Genomic DNA, 13,399 nt, shown 5'->3' with positions numbered 1-13,399 from the left:
CCCTGTCATGGAAGAGCTTCTACGCACCACCGACATCACCGTGATCCCGTTGGCCAAGACCCTTCTGGACGCTGAGGGTATAGCCAGCTTTGAGCTGGACGTAAACATGAGCGTCCTCGAAGGATCCCTCGGCATTTTGCCGCGCCGGCTGATGGTCCTGTCCAGCGATCTGGACCGCGCCCGCCGCCTCATGCAGGAGGCCGGAGTGGACATTGCGCGTTGACCCGTTCGACCTCCCGGACCTGACGCGCGACGCCATGCTGGGCGGGCGTGTCATGGTGCTCCAGCCGCGCGACGGCTACCGGGCGGGCACCGATCCGGTGATCCTTGCCGCGTCGGTGCAGGCGCGGGCCGGAGAGGCCGTGCTGGAACTGGGCTGCGGCGGCGGGGCCGCGCTGTGCTGCCTTGGCTGGCGTGTGCCGGGGCTCGCACTGTCGGGGCTGGAGATACAGCCGGGCTACGCCGATCTCGCCCGCCGGAACCTCGACGGCAACGGGCTGAACGGAGAGATCCACGAGGGCGACGTGGCCGCGCCCCCGGCGGCGCTGAAGGCCCGCAGTTTCGACCACGTGATCGCCAACCCGCCCTACTTCGAAGCGGGCAAGGGGCTGTCTGCGCAGGACGGCGGACGCGGCAAGGGCCGCACGGGCGATGTGCCGCTATCGGTCTGGGTCGACACCGCCGCGCGCCGCCTGAAGCCTAGGGGACACGCCACCTTCATCCAGCGGGTGGAACGCCTGCCCGAGCTGATGGCCGCCATGCAGGCCGTGCTGGGCGGTCTGGAACTGCTGCCGCTGCTGCCCCGTCCGGGCCGTCCGCCGCGACTCGTTCTGCTGCGCGGGCGGAAAGAGGCGCGCACCCCCTTCAGGTTCCATCCGCCGAAGGTGATTCACCCTGAGGGTGTCATGGGAAACGGGCAAAAGAATTACTCGGAATGCTTCTTTTCCGTCATGACGGAGGGTGCGCCGTTAACTTTCGAACCGGATTTCGGCTGATTTCCGCAATTTTTGAAGGTTTCGACAACCCATTTTGCACGCGCCGCGTGACAGATTGATGAAGCTGTGGTGCACTGTTCGTACCAACCAGCGAAAGGAGGATCCCATGAGCTTGAGTTCGCATCTGCAGGAACTGAAGAAGAAGCACCATGCCCTGTCCGAGGCCGTGGAGCAGGCGCAACGCGCGCCCAGTACCGACGACCTGCAAATCGCGCACCTGAAAAAGCAGAAATTGAGGATCAAGGAGGAGATTACGCGCCTTTCGTCCGCCGTCGCCTGACGCACGGCGGAGCGGCCTGTCCTGAGACAACCGCTCAGGACAGGTTCGCCGACTTGGTGGAAGCCAACGCCTTGCCCGACGCACCGGGCAACGCCTTGTTTTCCGGACATCGCTGAAAGCACACCGCCCGGGGGTGGTCAGGCGGGTTTTGGCGTGTCCGCAAGGAAGCCTGCAAGCGCCTGCACCTCTGGCTGCGCGATCTCGTGACCGCCGGGGTGCCAGAGGGTGTCCACCTTTGCGCCCTGCGCCGAAAGCCAGCCGACGAACGACCGTGTCAGAGGGGCCGGGCAGATCGGGTCGCGCTCCCCTGCGGTGACGAGCACGCGGGCGCCGTCGAGGCCCGGCTGTGTGTCCGGGTCCCAGGGGATCAGCGGATGCAGGAGCGCGAGGTCGGTGAACAGGTGTGGCGCACGCATCGCGACGGCGGCAAGGATGTTCGCGCCATTAGAATAGCCCAGCCCGACGACCCGCGTTGCACCGACACGCGCCTTCGCCGCCTCGACGAACTCCGCCATAGCGGCCGCGCGTGTCCAGAGGTCGTCCATGTCGTAGACGCCCTCCGCCTTGCGCCGGAAATACCTCAGTGCCCCGTGTTCGGAGACGTCGCCGCGCGGCGAGATCACATGCGCGCCCTCCAGCACCTGCCGGGGGAAGTCGTGGAACTGGTGTTCGTCGCCACCCGTGCCGTGGAACGTGAAGACGAGGGGCGCGCCCGGCGCGCCCCCGGTTTCCGAAAAGACGTGGTCAGTCATCGATCGGCTCGAGCCGCTTTTCCAGTTGCGGGCGCAGGTGTTCGTGCTGCGTCGGCAGGCGCAGCGCCTCGCCCAAGTGCGCGGTGTCCTCGTCCCGGTCGAACCCGGGTTCATTGGTCGCGACCTCGAACAGCACGCCGCCGGGAGTCCGGAAATAGATCGCCCAGAAGTAATCCCGGTCGATCACCGGCGTCACCTGGTAGCCGGTGTCCATCAGCGCCTTGCGCACCTCCAGCTGCTTCTCGCGGTTGTCCACCGAGAAGGCGATGTGGTGCACGCTGCCGGCACCCTGGTCGGCGCGGCCTGCATCGACCTCAGTGATGTCCATCACCTGCGCCTCGTTGCCGTTGGGCACGCGGAAACGGGTGACGTTGTTCTCCGCATCGTCCTTCTCGTAGCCCATGAAGCGCAGCAGTTCCGCACTGGCCTGCGCATCCCGTTGCGACAGCCGCAGATCGGCGGAGTGGAAGCCGCGGATCGCCACGTCGGCAGGGACATCGGCAACCCAGGGGGCGCGGTCATCCTCGGTCGCGACAAGCGCAAAGCCGTCACCGTCCGGGCCCTTGAACATCAGCCGCTGCTCGCCAAGCCGGTCCGTGCGGATCAGCCCGTCGACCTTGTGCTCGGCCAGCCGGGTTTCCCAGAAGGGCAGGGCGTCCTTCGGCACGCTGAACACGGTCGTGCCGACCTCGCCGGTGCCGGGACGGCCAGGGCTGGCGTTCGGGAAGGGGAAATAGGTCATCACCGTGCCGGGCGTGCCGATCTCGTCGCCGTAGTACAGGTGATAGACGTCCGGGGCGTCGAAGTTCACCGTCTTCTTGACCCGTCGCAGGCCAAGAACCTTGGTGAAGAAATCGTTGTTCTCCTGCGCGCCTGAGGCGAGCGAGGTCACGTGGTGCAGTCCGTTGATCTGGGTCAGCATGGCTGGGTTCTCCTTCATGGCAAGGATATAGCGGCTGCGGTCCAACAAGGTAGTCCAAGCGTCCGCGCCCGATCGGTGCGAAAATGCACACATATAAAAAGAAAAGGCCCCGACCGTGCAGTCGGGACCCTCAGGTTTGATCGATCCGGCGGAGCGTCCGCTCAGACGAAGAACTGTGCGCCGTTCGCAGAGATCGTGGAGCCGTTGATGAAACCCGCGTCGTCGGAGGCGAGGAACACGACACAGCGCGCGATTTCCTCCGGCTCGCCAAGGCGGCCCGCCGGGATCTGGGCGATGATCGACTCGCGTACCTTTTCCGGCACCGCCATGACCATCTCGGTCGCGATGTAGCCCGGGCAGATCGCGTTCGCGGTGATGCCGGCGCGGGCGCCTTCCTGCGCCAGCGACTTCACGATGCCGAGGTCGCCCGCCTTGGTTGCGGCATAGTTCACCTGCGCGAACTGTCCCTTCTGGCCGTTGATCGACGAGATCACGATGACCCGCCCGAACTTGCGCTCGCGCATGCCCGGCCAGACCGGGTGCACGGTGTTGAACACGCCGGTCAGGTTGGTGTCGATCACCTCTTTCCATTGTTCGGGGGTCATCTTGTGGAACGGCGCGTCACGGGTGATGCCCGCGTTGGCGACGACCACGTCGATGGGACCCAGGTCCGCTTCGACCTGCGCGATACCCGCCTTGGACGATTCGTAGTCCGCGACGTTCCACTTGTAGGTCTTGATGCCGGTCTCTTGGGTGAACGCGGCGGCCTTCTCGTCGTTGCCTGCATAGGTGGCGGCGACAGTGTAGCCCTCCGCCTTCAGCGCCTTCGAGATGGCCTCACCGATGCCGCGGCTGCCGCCGGTGACGAGTGCAACTCTTGCCATGGGAACTCCTCCAGTCAGTGGCTTAATCGTTGGTAACTTTGTTACCTTCCTGTTTTAACTTGCGCAACAAAGTTGCTTTAATTTTCTCCGCTTCTGCGGTTTTTATACAGTTTCCGGCCTCAGACCCCTCCAAGGTAACGCTCTGCATCGCGTTCCCCCAGGGCCCAGGTGTCCCGCAGCTTCTGCGGGTCGGTGAAATCTATCTTGTCGGCGGGCGTCTCCCTGCCCGGCCAGACGTAGGTTCGGCCCGCCACATCGGGCAGCTTCTTGTACTCGCGGGTCAGCAGCACCAGCGTCTCGCCCTTGTCGGGCACGGGCATCGGCGCCTGGTCGGCCATGCCGCCGTCGACCACCCGCCGTCCTTCCCACAGGGGAGGCTCGAACACCGGGGGGATGACTGCGGCCGCGCTCACGAGGTCGGCGAGCCGCCCGTCGCGCGCCGCGGCATTTGCGTCGATCAGGTTCGACGTCAGGCCCATCTTCTCCGCCCAGTTGAAATGCGGCGATCCGACGATGTGCAGTTCCGCCTCGTAGGTGGCCGCCAGCGCGGTGCCTGTCAGCGTCGCCAGGCCCGTCTCCGGCGGATGCGCGATCTGGATCTGGAAGGCGGGACCCTCCGCCACCTTGCGCGTCGCCTCATCGTCCAGCACGCGGTTGACCACGTCGCAATACAGTTCCTGATGCGGGGTGATGCCGTTCTCGTCCGCCTCGAACAGGTCGATGTTCGTGTCGCGCCGTTCGAAGGCGTCGCACATCGTGTCCAGCAGGCGGCGTTCGATGCCCGCGATCCACGCAGCCCCCGCCAGCGCACCGCCGCTGACGCCGGTCACACGTTCGGGCGCGAAGGACATGTCCTGCGCGAGCCGGGTCAGGAAGCCGCCCTGCCAGAAGCAGCGCAGCCCACCACCGGAAAAGACGATCTGGGCGGGGTCTTCGGGAAGTCTTGTCATGAAGGGAAACGGGCCCCGAAGGGCCCGCCTCTGTTCCGTCTTACGGACGCTCGACGCAGAGCGCGACGCCCATGCCGCCACCGATGCAGAGCGTGGCGAGGCCCTTCTTGGCGTCGCGGCGCTTCATCTCGAACAGCAGGGTGTTCAGGACACGGCAGCCCGAAGCACCGATCGGGTGGCCGATGGCGATGGCGCCGCCGTTCACGTTCACGATGGCCGGATCCCAGCCCATGTCCTTGTTCACGGCACAGGCCTGTGCGGCGAAGGCCTCGTTGGCTTCCACGAGGTCGAGGTCGCTCACCGACCAGCCGGCCTTTTCCAGCGCCTTGCGCGATGCGTGGATCGGGCCGACGCCCATGATCGACGGATCGAGACCGGCGGTCGCGTAGGACGCGATGCGGGCCAGCGGCTCGATCCCGCGCTTCTCGGCGTCGTCGGCGGACATCAGCAGGACACCGGCGGCGCCGTCGTTGATGCCGGAGGCGTTTGCCGCGGTCACGGAGCCGTCCTTGGTGAAGGCCGGACGCAGTTTCTGCATGGCGTCCATCGTGGCGCCGTGGCGGATGTACTCATCCTTGTCCATGACGATGTCGCCCTTGCGGGTCTTGATGGTGAAGGGGATCACCTCGTCGTCGAACTTGCCGGCCTTCTGCGCGGCCTCGGCCTTGTTCTGGGATGCGACGGCGAATTCGTCCTGCATCTCGCGGGTGATCTGCCACTGGTCGGCCACGTTCTCGGCGGTCTGGCCCATGTGGTAGCCGTTGAACGCGTCCCAGAGGCCGTCCTTGATCATCGTGTCGATGTATTTGACGTCGCCCATCTTGTGCGCCTGACGCAGGTTCTGCGCGTGGGGGCTCATGGACATGTTTTCCTGGCCGCCGGCGCAGACGATGGCGGCGTCGCCCAGCATGATGTGCTGCGCACCCAGTGCCACGGCGCGCAGGCCCGAGCCGCAGACCTGGTTGATGCCCCATGCGGCCGATTCCTTCGGCAGCCCCGCATTGATGTGCGCCTGACGGGCAGGGTTCTGGCCCTGAGCGGCGGTCAGAACCTGGCCGAGAATGGTTTCCGAAACCTCGTCCTTCGAGATGCCTGCACGGGCGACCAGCGCCTCCAGCACGGCAGCACCCAGATCGTGCGCCGGGGTGTTGGCGAACGAGCCGCCAAAGCTGCCGACGCCGGTGCGGGCAGCGCTTGCGATAACGACATTGGTCATGTGGTGTCCTCCTGGCCAAGCGTAAATGTAAACGCGAGCCCGCGGGGCGCGGACCGCTTCTGTCTCGCCTGTCGAGGGAATGGACTAAACGATTTTTCCACCCTCCAAAAGAGGCAGGGTGTCTCAGAGCGACGTTGCGTCAGGCCTGTCGGCGGGTCTTCTCTGCCCGCCATGCGGGTGTGACCGTGGGTGCCGCGTAGAGATAACCCTGAAGGCAATCGACGCCCAGGCGGGCGAGGCAGTCGGCATCTGCCTGCGTCTCGACGCATTCGGCGACAGTGAACATGTCGAAGTGTTCGGAAATGCTGACCATGGCGCCGACAAGGACCTGGTTGTCGGGATCCTTGGCAATGCCGCGACAGAATTCCCCGTCGATCTTCAGGATGTCGAAGCTGAAGTCCTTGAAATGCCGCAGAGCGGTGTAGCCGGAGCCGAAATCGTCGATGGCGAAGGTGATTCCCTTCTTGCGCAAGTCGTCCATGAAGGTGGTGACCAGTTCGGGCACCAGCATGGCGGAGTGTTCCGTGATCTCGAGAATCAGCCGTTCGGCCACGGTGGGGTCGTCGGAGATGCCCCGATGCAGCGTGCGCATCCACTTCTTGTAGCCGATGGACCGCGCCGACATGTTGACCGACAGCCGCAAGCTCGGCACGCGGCGCAGCTCGCTCAGGCCCTTTTCCAATGCGATGCAGTCCAGAAGCCGCCCGTACTCGGTGTCTTCGACGGTATCGATGAACTCTCCGGCGGGAATCACCCGCCCGGTGTCGTCGAGGACGCGAATCAGCCCCTCCTGGAAGGCGGCCCGGTCCGGTTGCGCCGCCTGCACGACCGGCTGGAAGGCGAGGATGACCTGACGATGCTGGATCGCACGGCGCACCATGTCCATGACGCCCGCGTCGCGCGCGTCGACCGCGTGTTCGAGGGCATTGCGCGGGCCGGTGGTGATCTTCGGCATGGGGGGGGCGCTCCGTGTTCGCCGGGGGAGTAGGTGTGGCGGCATTTGAAAGGCGCGGGGTTAAGTCCGGTTTAAAGCGCGCCTTTGCGTCGAATTGGACCCGCCGGCGGGGCAGAGGCTTGACTCTCCACCGGGGCAGTGTATTTGGGCCGCTCCATTGGTGTTGGTGGCCCCCGCAAGGGGATGCCTGTCACTCCGGGGCGCGGGGCAACCCGTCCGGGGAGAGGACAACGCCCTTCGAAACACAAAGAAGGAGATCAGCCGTGACCAAACGCACGACTGCCAAGTACAAGATTGACCGCCGCATGGGCGAAAACATCTGGGGCCGCCCGAAGTCCCCGGTCAACCGCCGCGAGTACGGCCCCGGCCAGCACGGCCAGCGCCGCAAGCAGAAGATGTCCGACTTCGGCCTTCAGCTGCGCGCCAAGCAGAAGCTGAAGGGCTACTACGGCGACCTGACCGAAAAGCAATTCCGCCGCATCTTCTCGGACGCGGAACGTGCGAAGGGTGACACCGGCGAGCTGCTGATCGGCCTGCTCGAGCGCCGCCTCGACGCCGTCGTCTACCGCGCCAAGTTCGTGCCGACCGTCTTCGCCGCCCGCCAGTTCGTGAACCACGGCCACGTGACCGTGAACGGCCAGCGCGTGAACATCCCGTCCTACCGCGTGAAGGAAGGCGACGTGATCGAGGTCCGCGAGAAGTCCAAGCAGATGGCCGCCATCCTCGAAGCGACCCAGCTGCCGGAGCGTGACGTTCCCGACTACGTCGAAGTCGACCACAACAAGCTGACCGCGACCTTCGTGCGCACCCCGGGCCTCTCGGACGTGCCGTACCCGGTGATCATGGAACCGAACCTGGTCATCGAATACTACGCACAGAACTAAGCGTACCCCGGCTTTGCCGGCATGTGTTCGGGGCCGTCCTTCGGGGCGGCCCTTTCGCGTTTCCGGGGCCCAGCACCGTGCTGCCCTGCGGACGGTCGGGTGGCGTGAGGTTCGGCGCCCTGACCGTGGCACGCCGGCAAAGGGCCACGCGGGGCAGGGCGGACGCAGGGGCGCCGTCACCCTGCGATGGGCTCCGGACAAAACAAAACCGCCGCGGCATTCATGGCGCGCGGCGGTTTGAAATCAAAGGGACGCGTGGCCCCTGAATTCAGACGTAGAACACGTCGCGGAAAACGTGACGTGCGATTTCATCGCGCTTCAGGCCGCGCTTTGCCAGGTCCGCATCGGACATTGCGTGCAGACGCTCGATTTCCTTCATGCGGTGGCTGCTCTCGGCGATGCGGGCGAGGCCCTCCATCATGCCGTTGAACATGTCCGCCAGGACGTTGCGGCGCGGTGCGCTCTCGTGTGTGATATGTGCCATTTTCTTGCCTCTTCGGTTGGGTTGCCCCTCCGTGACAACAAGTTATGCCGCAGTGCGGCGATCTTCCAGTGCGGATGCAGCATACCCGCCACAGCGCTCATGCATGGCTGATGAACCGAGGCTCAGGGACCGTCCCGCCCCGACGCCGGCAAACGGCCACTGGACCTTTGACCTCCCGGACCTTATCACGCCACCGGATACCCGCCTGCCGATCCGTCCCCGGAGGAATACATGTCGCGCTATGACCCCGCCAGCATCGAGCCGAAGTGGCAGAAGGCCTGGGAAGACGCCCTGACCTTCAAGGCCACCCGCGAGGGTGACAAGCCCAAGTACTACGTGCTGGAGATGTTCCCCTATCCGTCGGGCCGCATCCACATCGGTCACGTCCGCAACTACACGATGGGCGACGTGATCGCGCGGTACAAGAAACAGAACGGCTTCAACGTGCTGCACCCGATGGGCTTCGACGCCTTCGGGATGCCGGCCGAGAACGCGGCCATGGCGTCCGGCGGGCACCCGAAGGACTGGACCTACGGCAACATCGACACGATGGTCGGCCAGATGAAGCCGCTGGGCTTCGGCCTCGACTGGTCGCGGATGTTCGCCACCTGCGATCCCGAATACTACGGCCAGCAGCAGGCGCTGTTCATCGACATGCTGTCCGAGGGGCTGGTCTACCGCAAGAATGCCGTGGTGAACTGGGACCCGGTCGACATGACCGTTCTGGCGAACGAGCAGGTGATCGACGGCAAGGGCTGGCGCTCCGGCGCCGAAGTCGAGCGCCGCGAACTGACGCAGTGGTTCTTCAAGATCTCCGACATGGCGGGCGAGCTTCTCGATGCCATCGACGGGCTGGACGACTGGCCCGCGAAGGTGAAGCTGATGCAGGCCAACTGGATCGGCCGGTCGCGCGGGCTGCAGTTCGCCTGGTCGCTGACGGAGCCGTCGCACGGCTTCGAGGCCATCGACGTCTACACCACCCGCCCCGACACGCTTCTGGGCGCGTCCTTCCTCGGGCTGTCCCCGGATCATCCGCTGACCAAGGCGCTTGAGCAGGACAACCCCGAGCTGGCCAGCGCCGTTGCGGCGATGCGCAAGGGCGGCACCACCGAAGAGGCGCTGGAAAAGGCGGAGAAGCTGGGCTTCGACACCGGACTGAAGGTGAAGCACCCGCTCGACCCCTCGTGGGAAGTGCCGGTCTGGATCGCCAACTTCATCCTGATGGACTACGGCACGGGCGCGATCTTCGGCTCTCCGGCGCACGACCAGCGCGACCTCGACTTCTGCCGCAAGTACGATCTGCCGGTGATCGACACCTTCCTGTCGCTCGACAACCCGGAGCCGGTGACCGACACCGCCTTCATCCCGCCGAAGACGGAGAAGGTGAAGTGGGTCAATCACTTCGCCGGTCTCGACGTGGCGACCGGGCAGGAAGCCGTCGACACCACCATCGACTGGATGGAGGCGAAGGGTCTGGGCCAGGGCGTCGAGAAATTCCGCCTGCGCGACTGGGGCCTGTCCCGCCAGCGCTACTGGGGCTGCCCGATTCCGGTCGTGCATTGCGACGACTGCGGCGTGGTGCCGGAGAAGAAGGAAAACCTGCCCGTCAGGCTGCCCGACGACGTGACCTTCGACGTGCCGGGCAACCCGCTCGACCGGCACCCGACGTGGCGCGAATGCGCCTGTCCGACCTGTGGCAAGCCCGCGAAGCGCGAGACCGACACAATGGACACCTTCGTGGACTCCTCGTGGTACTTCGCCCGCTTCACCGCGCCGCGCGCCGAGACGCCGACCGACCTGGAGGACGCTGCCTACTGGATGAACGTCGACCAGTACATCGGCGGCATCGAGCACGCGATCCTGCACCTGCTCTATTCCCGCTTCTTCGCCCGTGCGATGATCCGCACCGGCCACCTGCCGGAAAAATCCGCCGAGCCGTTCAACGCGCTCTTCACGCAGGGCATGGTCACGCACGCGATCTACCAGACGAAGGGGGCGGACGGACGGCCCGTCTACCACTACCCCGAGGATGTCGAACTGCGCGATGGCGGCGGCTTCCTGAAGGACGGCACGGCGGTCGAGATCATCCCGTCGGCCAAAATGTCGAAGTCGAAGAACAACGTGGTGGACCCGATGAACATCATCGCCACCTACGGTGCAGACACCGCGCGCTGGTTCGTGCTGTCCGACTCGCCCCCGGAACGGGACGTGGAATGGACCGCCGCCGGGGCAGAGGCCGCCTCGAAACACCTGGCGCGCGTCTACCGCATCGCCTCCGAGATCGCGGGCGCCGAGGTGCCGCCGACGCAGGAGGATGCCGCGCTCCTGAAGGAGACGCACAAGGCGATCCACGACGTGACGATGGGTGTCGAAAGCTTCGGCTTCAACGCCGCCATCGCCAAGCTCTACGCCTTCACCAACACGCTGTCGAAGTCCCGCGCCGGGACCGAGACGAAGCGCTTCGCGGCGAAGACGCTGGCGCAGCTCATGTCGCCGATGACCCCGCACCTCGCGGAGGAGATCTGGCAGACGCTGGGCGGCGAGGGGCTGATCGCCGATGCCGCATGGCCCAAGGCCGACCCGAAGATGCTGGTCGAGGATACGGTGACGCTGCCGATCCAGGTCAACGGCAAGCGCCGGGGCGAGATCGACGTGCCGAAGGACCTGGCGAAGGAAGAGGTTGAAAAGCTGGTCCTGGCACACGAAGCTGTGGTGAAGGCCCTCGACGGGGGCCAGCCGAAGAAGCTGATCGTGGTGCCGGGGCGGATCGTGAATGTGGTCGTCTGAGACGAAAACGGGAAACCTGAACCGCCGCGCGGCGCTGGCGGGCCTCGGTGCACTGTCGCTGGCGGCCTGCGGCTTCACGCCGGTCTATGCGCCGGGCGGCGGCGGGTCGCGGCTTTTGAACGCCGTGTCGCTCCAGGCCCCCGATGACGACCGCCGCTACGTCTTCAACCGCCGCTTCGAAGAGCGCCTTGGCCGTCCCGCAAGCGGTGCGCCCTACGCGCTGACGGTGCGGATCCAGGTGACGGAGCAGGACATCGGCGTGACCTCGACCGGCAACATCACGCGCTACCGGCTGATCGGGCGGGTGTTCTACACCCTCACCGATGCCGGCACCGGCGCGGTCCTGCACGACGGCCGGACCAACGCCTTCACCGGCTATTCGACCACCGGCTCGACCGTGGCGACCAGCGCTGCGGAACGCGACGCGGAAGAGCGCCTGATGGTCATTCTTGCCGACCAGATGATCGACGACCTGTTGCTGCGCGCCGCCGACTTCCCGGACCCCGCGTCGCCCGCATGAAGCTGACGCCGCGCGACGCAGACGCCTTCTTCCGCAAGCCCGATCCCAAGGCGGCGGGCCTGCTGATCTACGGCGAGGACACGATGCGCGTCGCGATGAAGCGGCAGGAGGTCGTCGCCAATCTCACCGGACCGGCCGCCGACGAGGAGATGCGCATCACCCGCCTGAACGGCGCCGACCTGCGCCGCGATCCGGCGGCGCTGCTGGACGCGGTGAAGGCCACGGGCTTCTTCCCCGGCGCCCGTGCCGTTGTGGTGGAAGAGGCCGGTGACGGCGCGACCGACGCGCTGAAGGCCGCGCTGGACGACTGGCGGGAAGGCGACGCCACCATCGTCGCAACCGGCGGATCGCTCGCCGCCAAATCTGCCCTGCGCAAGCTGTTCGAAGGGTCGAAACGCGCCTTTGCCGCAGCGCTCTACAACAATCCGCTAACCCGCTCGGAGATCGAGGCAGAGCTGAAACGCGCCGGCATCGCCGAGGTCGGCCGCGATGCCATGGGGGCGCTCGAGGTGCTGGGCCGCGACCTGACGCCCGGCGACTTCCGCATGACGCTCGAGAAGATCGCGCTCTACAAGCTGAACGACAGCTCGCCGCTGTCGGTTGCGGAGGTGGAGCTGAATGCCCCCGCTTCCTTCGAGTCCGACGTGGACGACGTGTTCAACATCCTCGCCGAGGGCCGCACCGACGAGATCGCACCGGTCATGCAACGCCTGTCGGGGCAGGGGGTCACGCCGGTCACGCTGCTGATCATGGGCACCCGCCATTTCCGCATGCTCTACACGCTGGTGTCGGCACCGGGCGGCCCGGTGCAGGGCATCGGACGCCTGCGCCCGCCGGTCTTCGGCCCTCGGCGCGACCGCATCCTGCGCCAGGCGCAGGGCTGGCGTCTCGACCGGCTGGAAGCGGCGCTGGAGCTTCTCCTGGACACCGACCTGACCCTTCGCAGCGCGGGCCAGAAGGCCCCGGCCTTCGCGCTGGTCGAACGCGCGTTCGTCCGTCTGGCTTACCTCGCCCGCCGGTAGGCGATTGGCAGCGGCTCCTTGCAACGCTCCTGACACGCATGGGTTGAGCGATTTGCTGCCCATGCACTTTCTGGTGCCTTGCGGTTGGTTAACGGGACAAGCATCCTGACCGCGACGTCAGAGGGAGCAGCCATGACATTCACTGTTTACGGCGCGGTGCGCAGCCGGACGTTCCGCGTTCTGTGGATGCTCGAGGAACTCGACGTGACCTACCTGCACATCCCCATGCAGCCGCAGTCGGACGAGGTGCGGGCGCTGACACCCTCGGGCAAGATCCCGGTGCTGGACGTCGACGGCACATGCCTGAGCGACAGCTCGGCGATCCTGACCTATCTCGCGGACAGCCATCGCCGCTTCACCTGTCCCGCAGGCAGCCTCGACCGAGCGCGGCAGGACGCCTTCACCTTCCGCATCCTCGACGAGATCGAAGCGCCGCTGTGGTGCGCCGCCCGGCACAGCTTCGTTCTGCCGGAAGAGGCCAGGGTGCCCGAGATCAAGCCGGCCTGCCGCGCCGATTACGCCGTCGCCATCGCGCGGCTCTTCGACGAGGTCGAGGGCCCCTTCCTGATGGGGGAGGAGATGACGGTGCCGGATTTCATCCTCGGCCATTGCGGCGGCTGGGCACGGTCGGCGAATTTTCCCGATCCGCCGCAGGCCTTCGCCGACTACCTCGACCGCCTGCGCGACCGCCCGGCGTTCCAGACGGCCCTGGGGTAGGGTGGCGCAAAGCCCCACCCTACGGGGGCGT

General features: G+C 66.1%; 15 protein-coding genes. 8 read left to right on the top strand and 7 right to left on the bottom strand.

Going from position 1 to position 13,399, the window contains the following annotated elements; translation table 11 throughout:
- Window positions 1-7 precede the first annotated feature (7 nt).
- From ACU0DV_RS11065 to ACU0DV_RS11055, 3 genes are all read left to right on the top strand, one after another.
- Entirely contained in the window at window positions 8-223 is a 216-nt protein-coding gene (locus tag ACU0DV_RS11065) for a putative signal transducing protein (protein WP_100929182.1), read from the top strand.
- Window positions 224-257: 34 nt separating this feature from the next.
- Window positions 258-995, top strand: a complete 738-nt coding sequence (locus ACU0DV_RS11060) for a tRNA1(Val) (adenine(37)-N6)-methyltransferase (RefSeq protein WP_283983531.1) — start codon at window positions 258-260, stop codon at window positions 993-995.
- A gap of 106 nt (window positions 996-1,101) precedes the next feature.
- On the top strand, window positions 1,102-1,275 hold the full coding sequence (locus tag ACU0DV_RS11055; RefSeq protein WP_100929183.1) for a YdcH family protein: 174 nt from the start codon (window positions 1,102-1,104) through the stop codon (window positions 1,273-1,275).
- A 137-nt stretch (window positions 1,276-1,412) separates the two neighbouring features.
- Here the strand turns inward: ACU0DV_RS11055 and ACU0DV_RS11050 are convergent, their stop codons facing one another.
- The 6 genes from ACU0DV_RS11050 to ACU0DV_RS11025 form a co-directional block, all read right to left on the bottom strand.
- Window positions 1,413-2,027 (bottom strand): alpha/beta hydrolase, encoded by a 615-nt coding sequence (locus ACU0DV_RS11050; protein WP_446242735.1) that lies wholly within the window; start codon window positions 2,025-2,027, stop codon window positions 1,413-1,415.
- Window positions 2,020-2,949 carry a VOC family protein gene (locus ACU0DV_RS11045; RefSeq protein WP_446242736.1) on the bottom strand — a complete coding sequence of 310 codons (930 nt, stop codon included), beginning with the start codon at window positions 2,947-2,949 and terminating at the stop codon, window positions 2,020-2,022. Before ACU0DV_RS11045 ends, ACU0DV_RS11050 begins: the two co-directional genes overlap by 8 nt.
- Before the next feature lie 161 nt (window positions 2,950-3,110).
- Entirely contained in the window at window positions 3,111-3,833 is a 723-nt protein-coding gene (phbB, locus tag ACU0DV_RS11040) for an acetoacetyl-CoA reductase (RefSeq protein WP_100929185.1), read from the bottom strand.
- Window positions 3,834-3,952: 119 nt separating this feature from the next.
- Window positions 3,953-4,783 (bottom strand): patatin-like phospholipase family protein, encoded by an 831-nt coding sequence (locus ACU0DV_RS11035; protein WP_370312999.1) that lies wholly within the window; start codon window positions 4,781-4,783, stop codon window positions 3,953-3,955.
- 40 nt (window positions 4,784-4,823) lie between these two features.
- The gene (locus tag ACU0DV_RS11030) at window positions 4,824-5,999 is read right to left on the bottom strand and encodes an acetyl-CoA C-acetyltransferase (protein WP_100929187.1); all 1,176 of its coding nucleotides are present in this window, start codon (window positions 5,997-5,999) and stop codon (window positions 4,824-4,826) included.
- Window positions 6,000-6,138: 139 nt separating this feature from the next.
- Window positions 6,139-6,954 carry an EAL domain-containing protein gene (locus ACU0DV_RS11025; protein WP_446242737.1) on the bottom strand — a complete coding sequence of 272 codons (816 nt, stop codon included), beginning with the start codon at window positions 6,952-6,954 and terminating at the stop codon, window positions 6,139-6,141.
- Between the two features lie 263 nt (window positions 6,955-7,217).
- Between ACU0DV_RS11025 and rpsD the strand changes: the two genes are divergently transcribed.
- Window positions 7,218-7,838, top strand: a complete 621-nt coding sequence (gene rpsD / locus ACU0DV_RS11020; protein ID WP_100929189.1) for a 30S ribosomal protein S4 — start codon at window positions 7,218-7,220, stop codon at window positions 7,836-7,838.
- Window positions 7,839-8,106: 268 nt separating this feature from the next.
- On the opposite strand, the gene ACU0DV_RS11015 is transcribed toward rpsD, so the two are convergent.
- Entirely contained in the window at window positions 8,107-8,322 is a 216-nt protein-coding gene (locus ACU0DV_RS11015; protein WP_100929190.1) for a DUF1127 domain-containing protein, read from the bottom strand.
- Between the two features lie 231 nt (window positions 8,323-8,553).
- On the opposite strand from ACU0DV_RS11015, the gene leuS reads away from it, so the two are divergent.
- The 4 genes from leuS (at window position 8,554) to ACU0DV_RS10995 (ending at window position 13,368) form a co-directional block, all read left to right on the top strand.
- Window positions 8,554-11,109 (top strand): leucine--tRNA ligase, encoded by a 2,556-nt coding sequence (gene leuS / locus ACU0DV_RS11010; protein ID WP_446242738.1) that lies wholly within the window; start codon window positions 8,554-8,556, stop codon window positions 11,107-11,109.
- A complete protein-coding gene (gene lptE / locus ACU0DV_RS11005; RefSeq protein WP_446242739.1) occupies window positions 11,096-11,629 on the top strand; it encodes an LPS assembly lipoprotein LptE in 534 nt (177 codons plus the stop codon). The genes leuS and lptE overlap by 14 nt, the downstream gene beginning before the upstream one ends.
- Entirely contained in the window at window positions 11,626-12,651 is a 1,026-nt protein-coding gene (gene holA / locus ACU0DV_RS11000) for a DNA polymerase III subunit delta (protein WP_446242740.1), read from the top strand. The genes lptE and holA overlap by 4 nt, the downstream gene beginning before the upstream one ends.
- 132 nt (window positions 12,652-12,783) lie before the next feature.
- Window positions 12,784-13,368 (top strand): glutathione S-transferase family protein, encoded by a 585-nt coding sequence (locus ACU0DV_RS10995; RefSeq protein WP_446242741.1) that lies wholly within the window; start codon window positions 12,784-12,786, stop codon window positions 13,366-13,368.
- Window positions 13,369-13,399: the final 31 nt, after the last annotated feature.

The organism is Sagittula sp., assembly GCF_052825245.1.
Note: the sequence above shows the minus strand (reverse complement) of the source record. Positions and strands in the feature narration are given on the sequence as shown.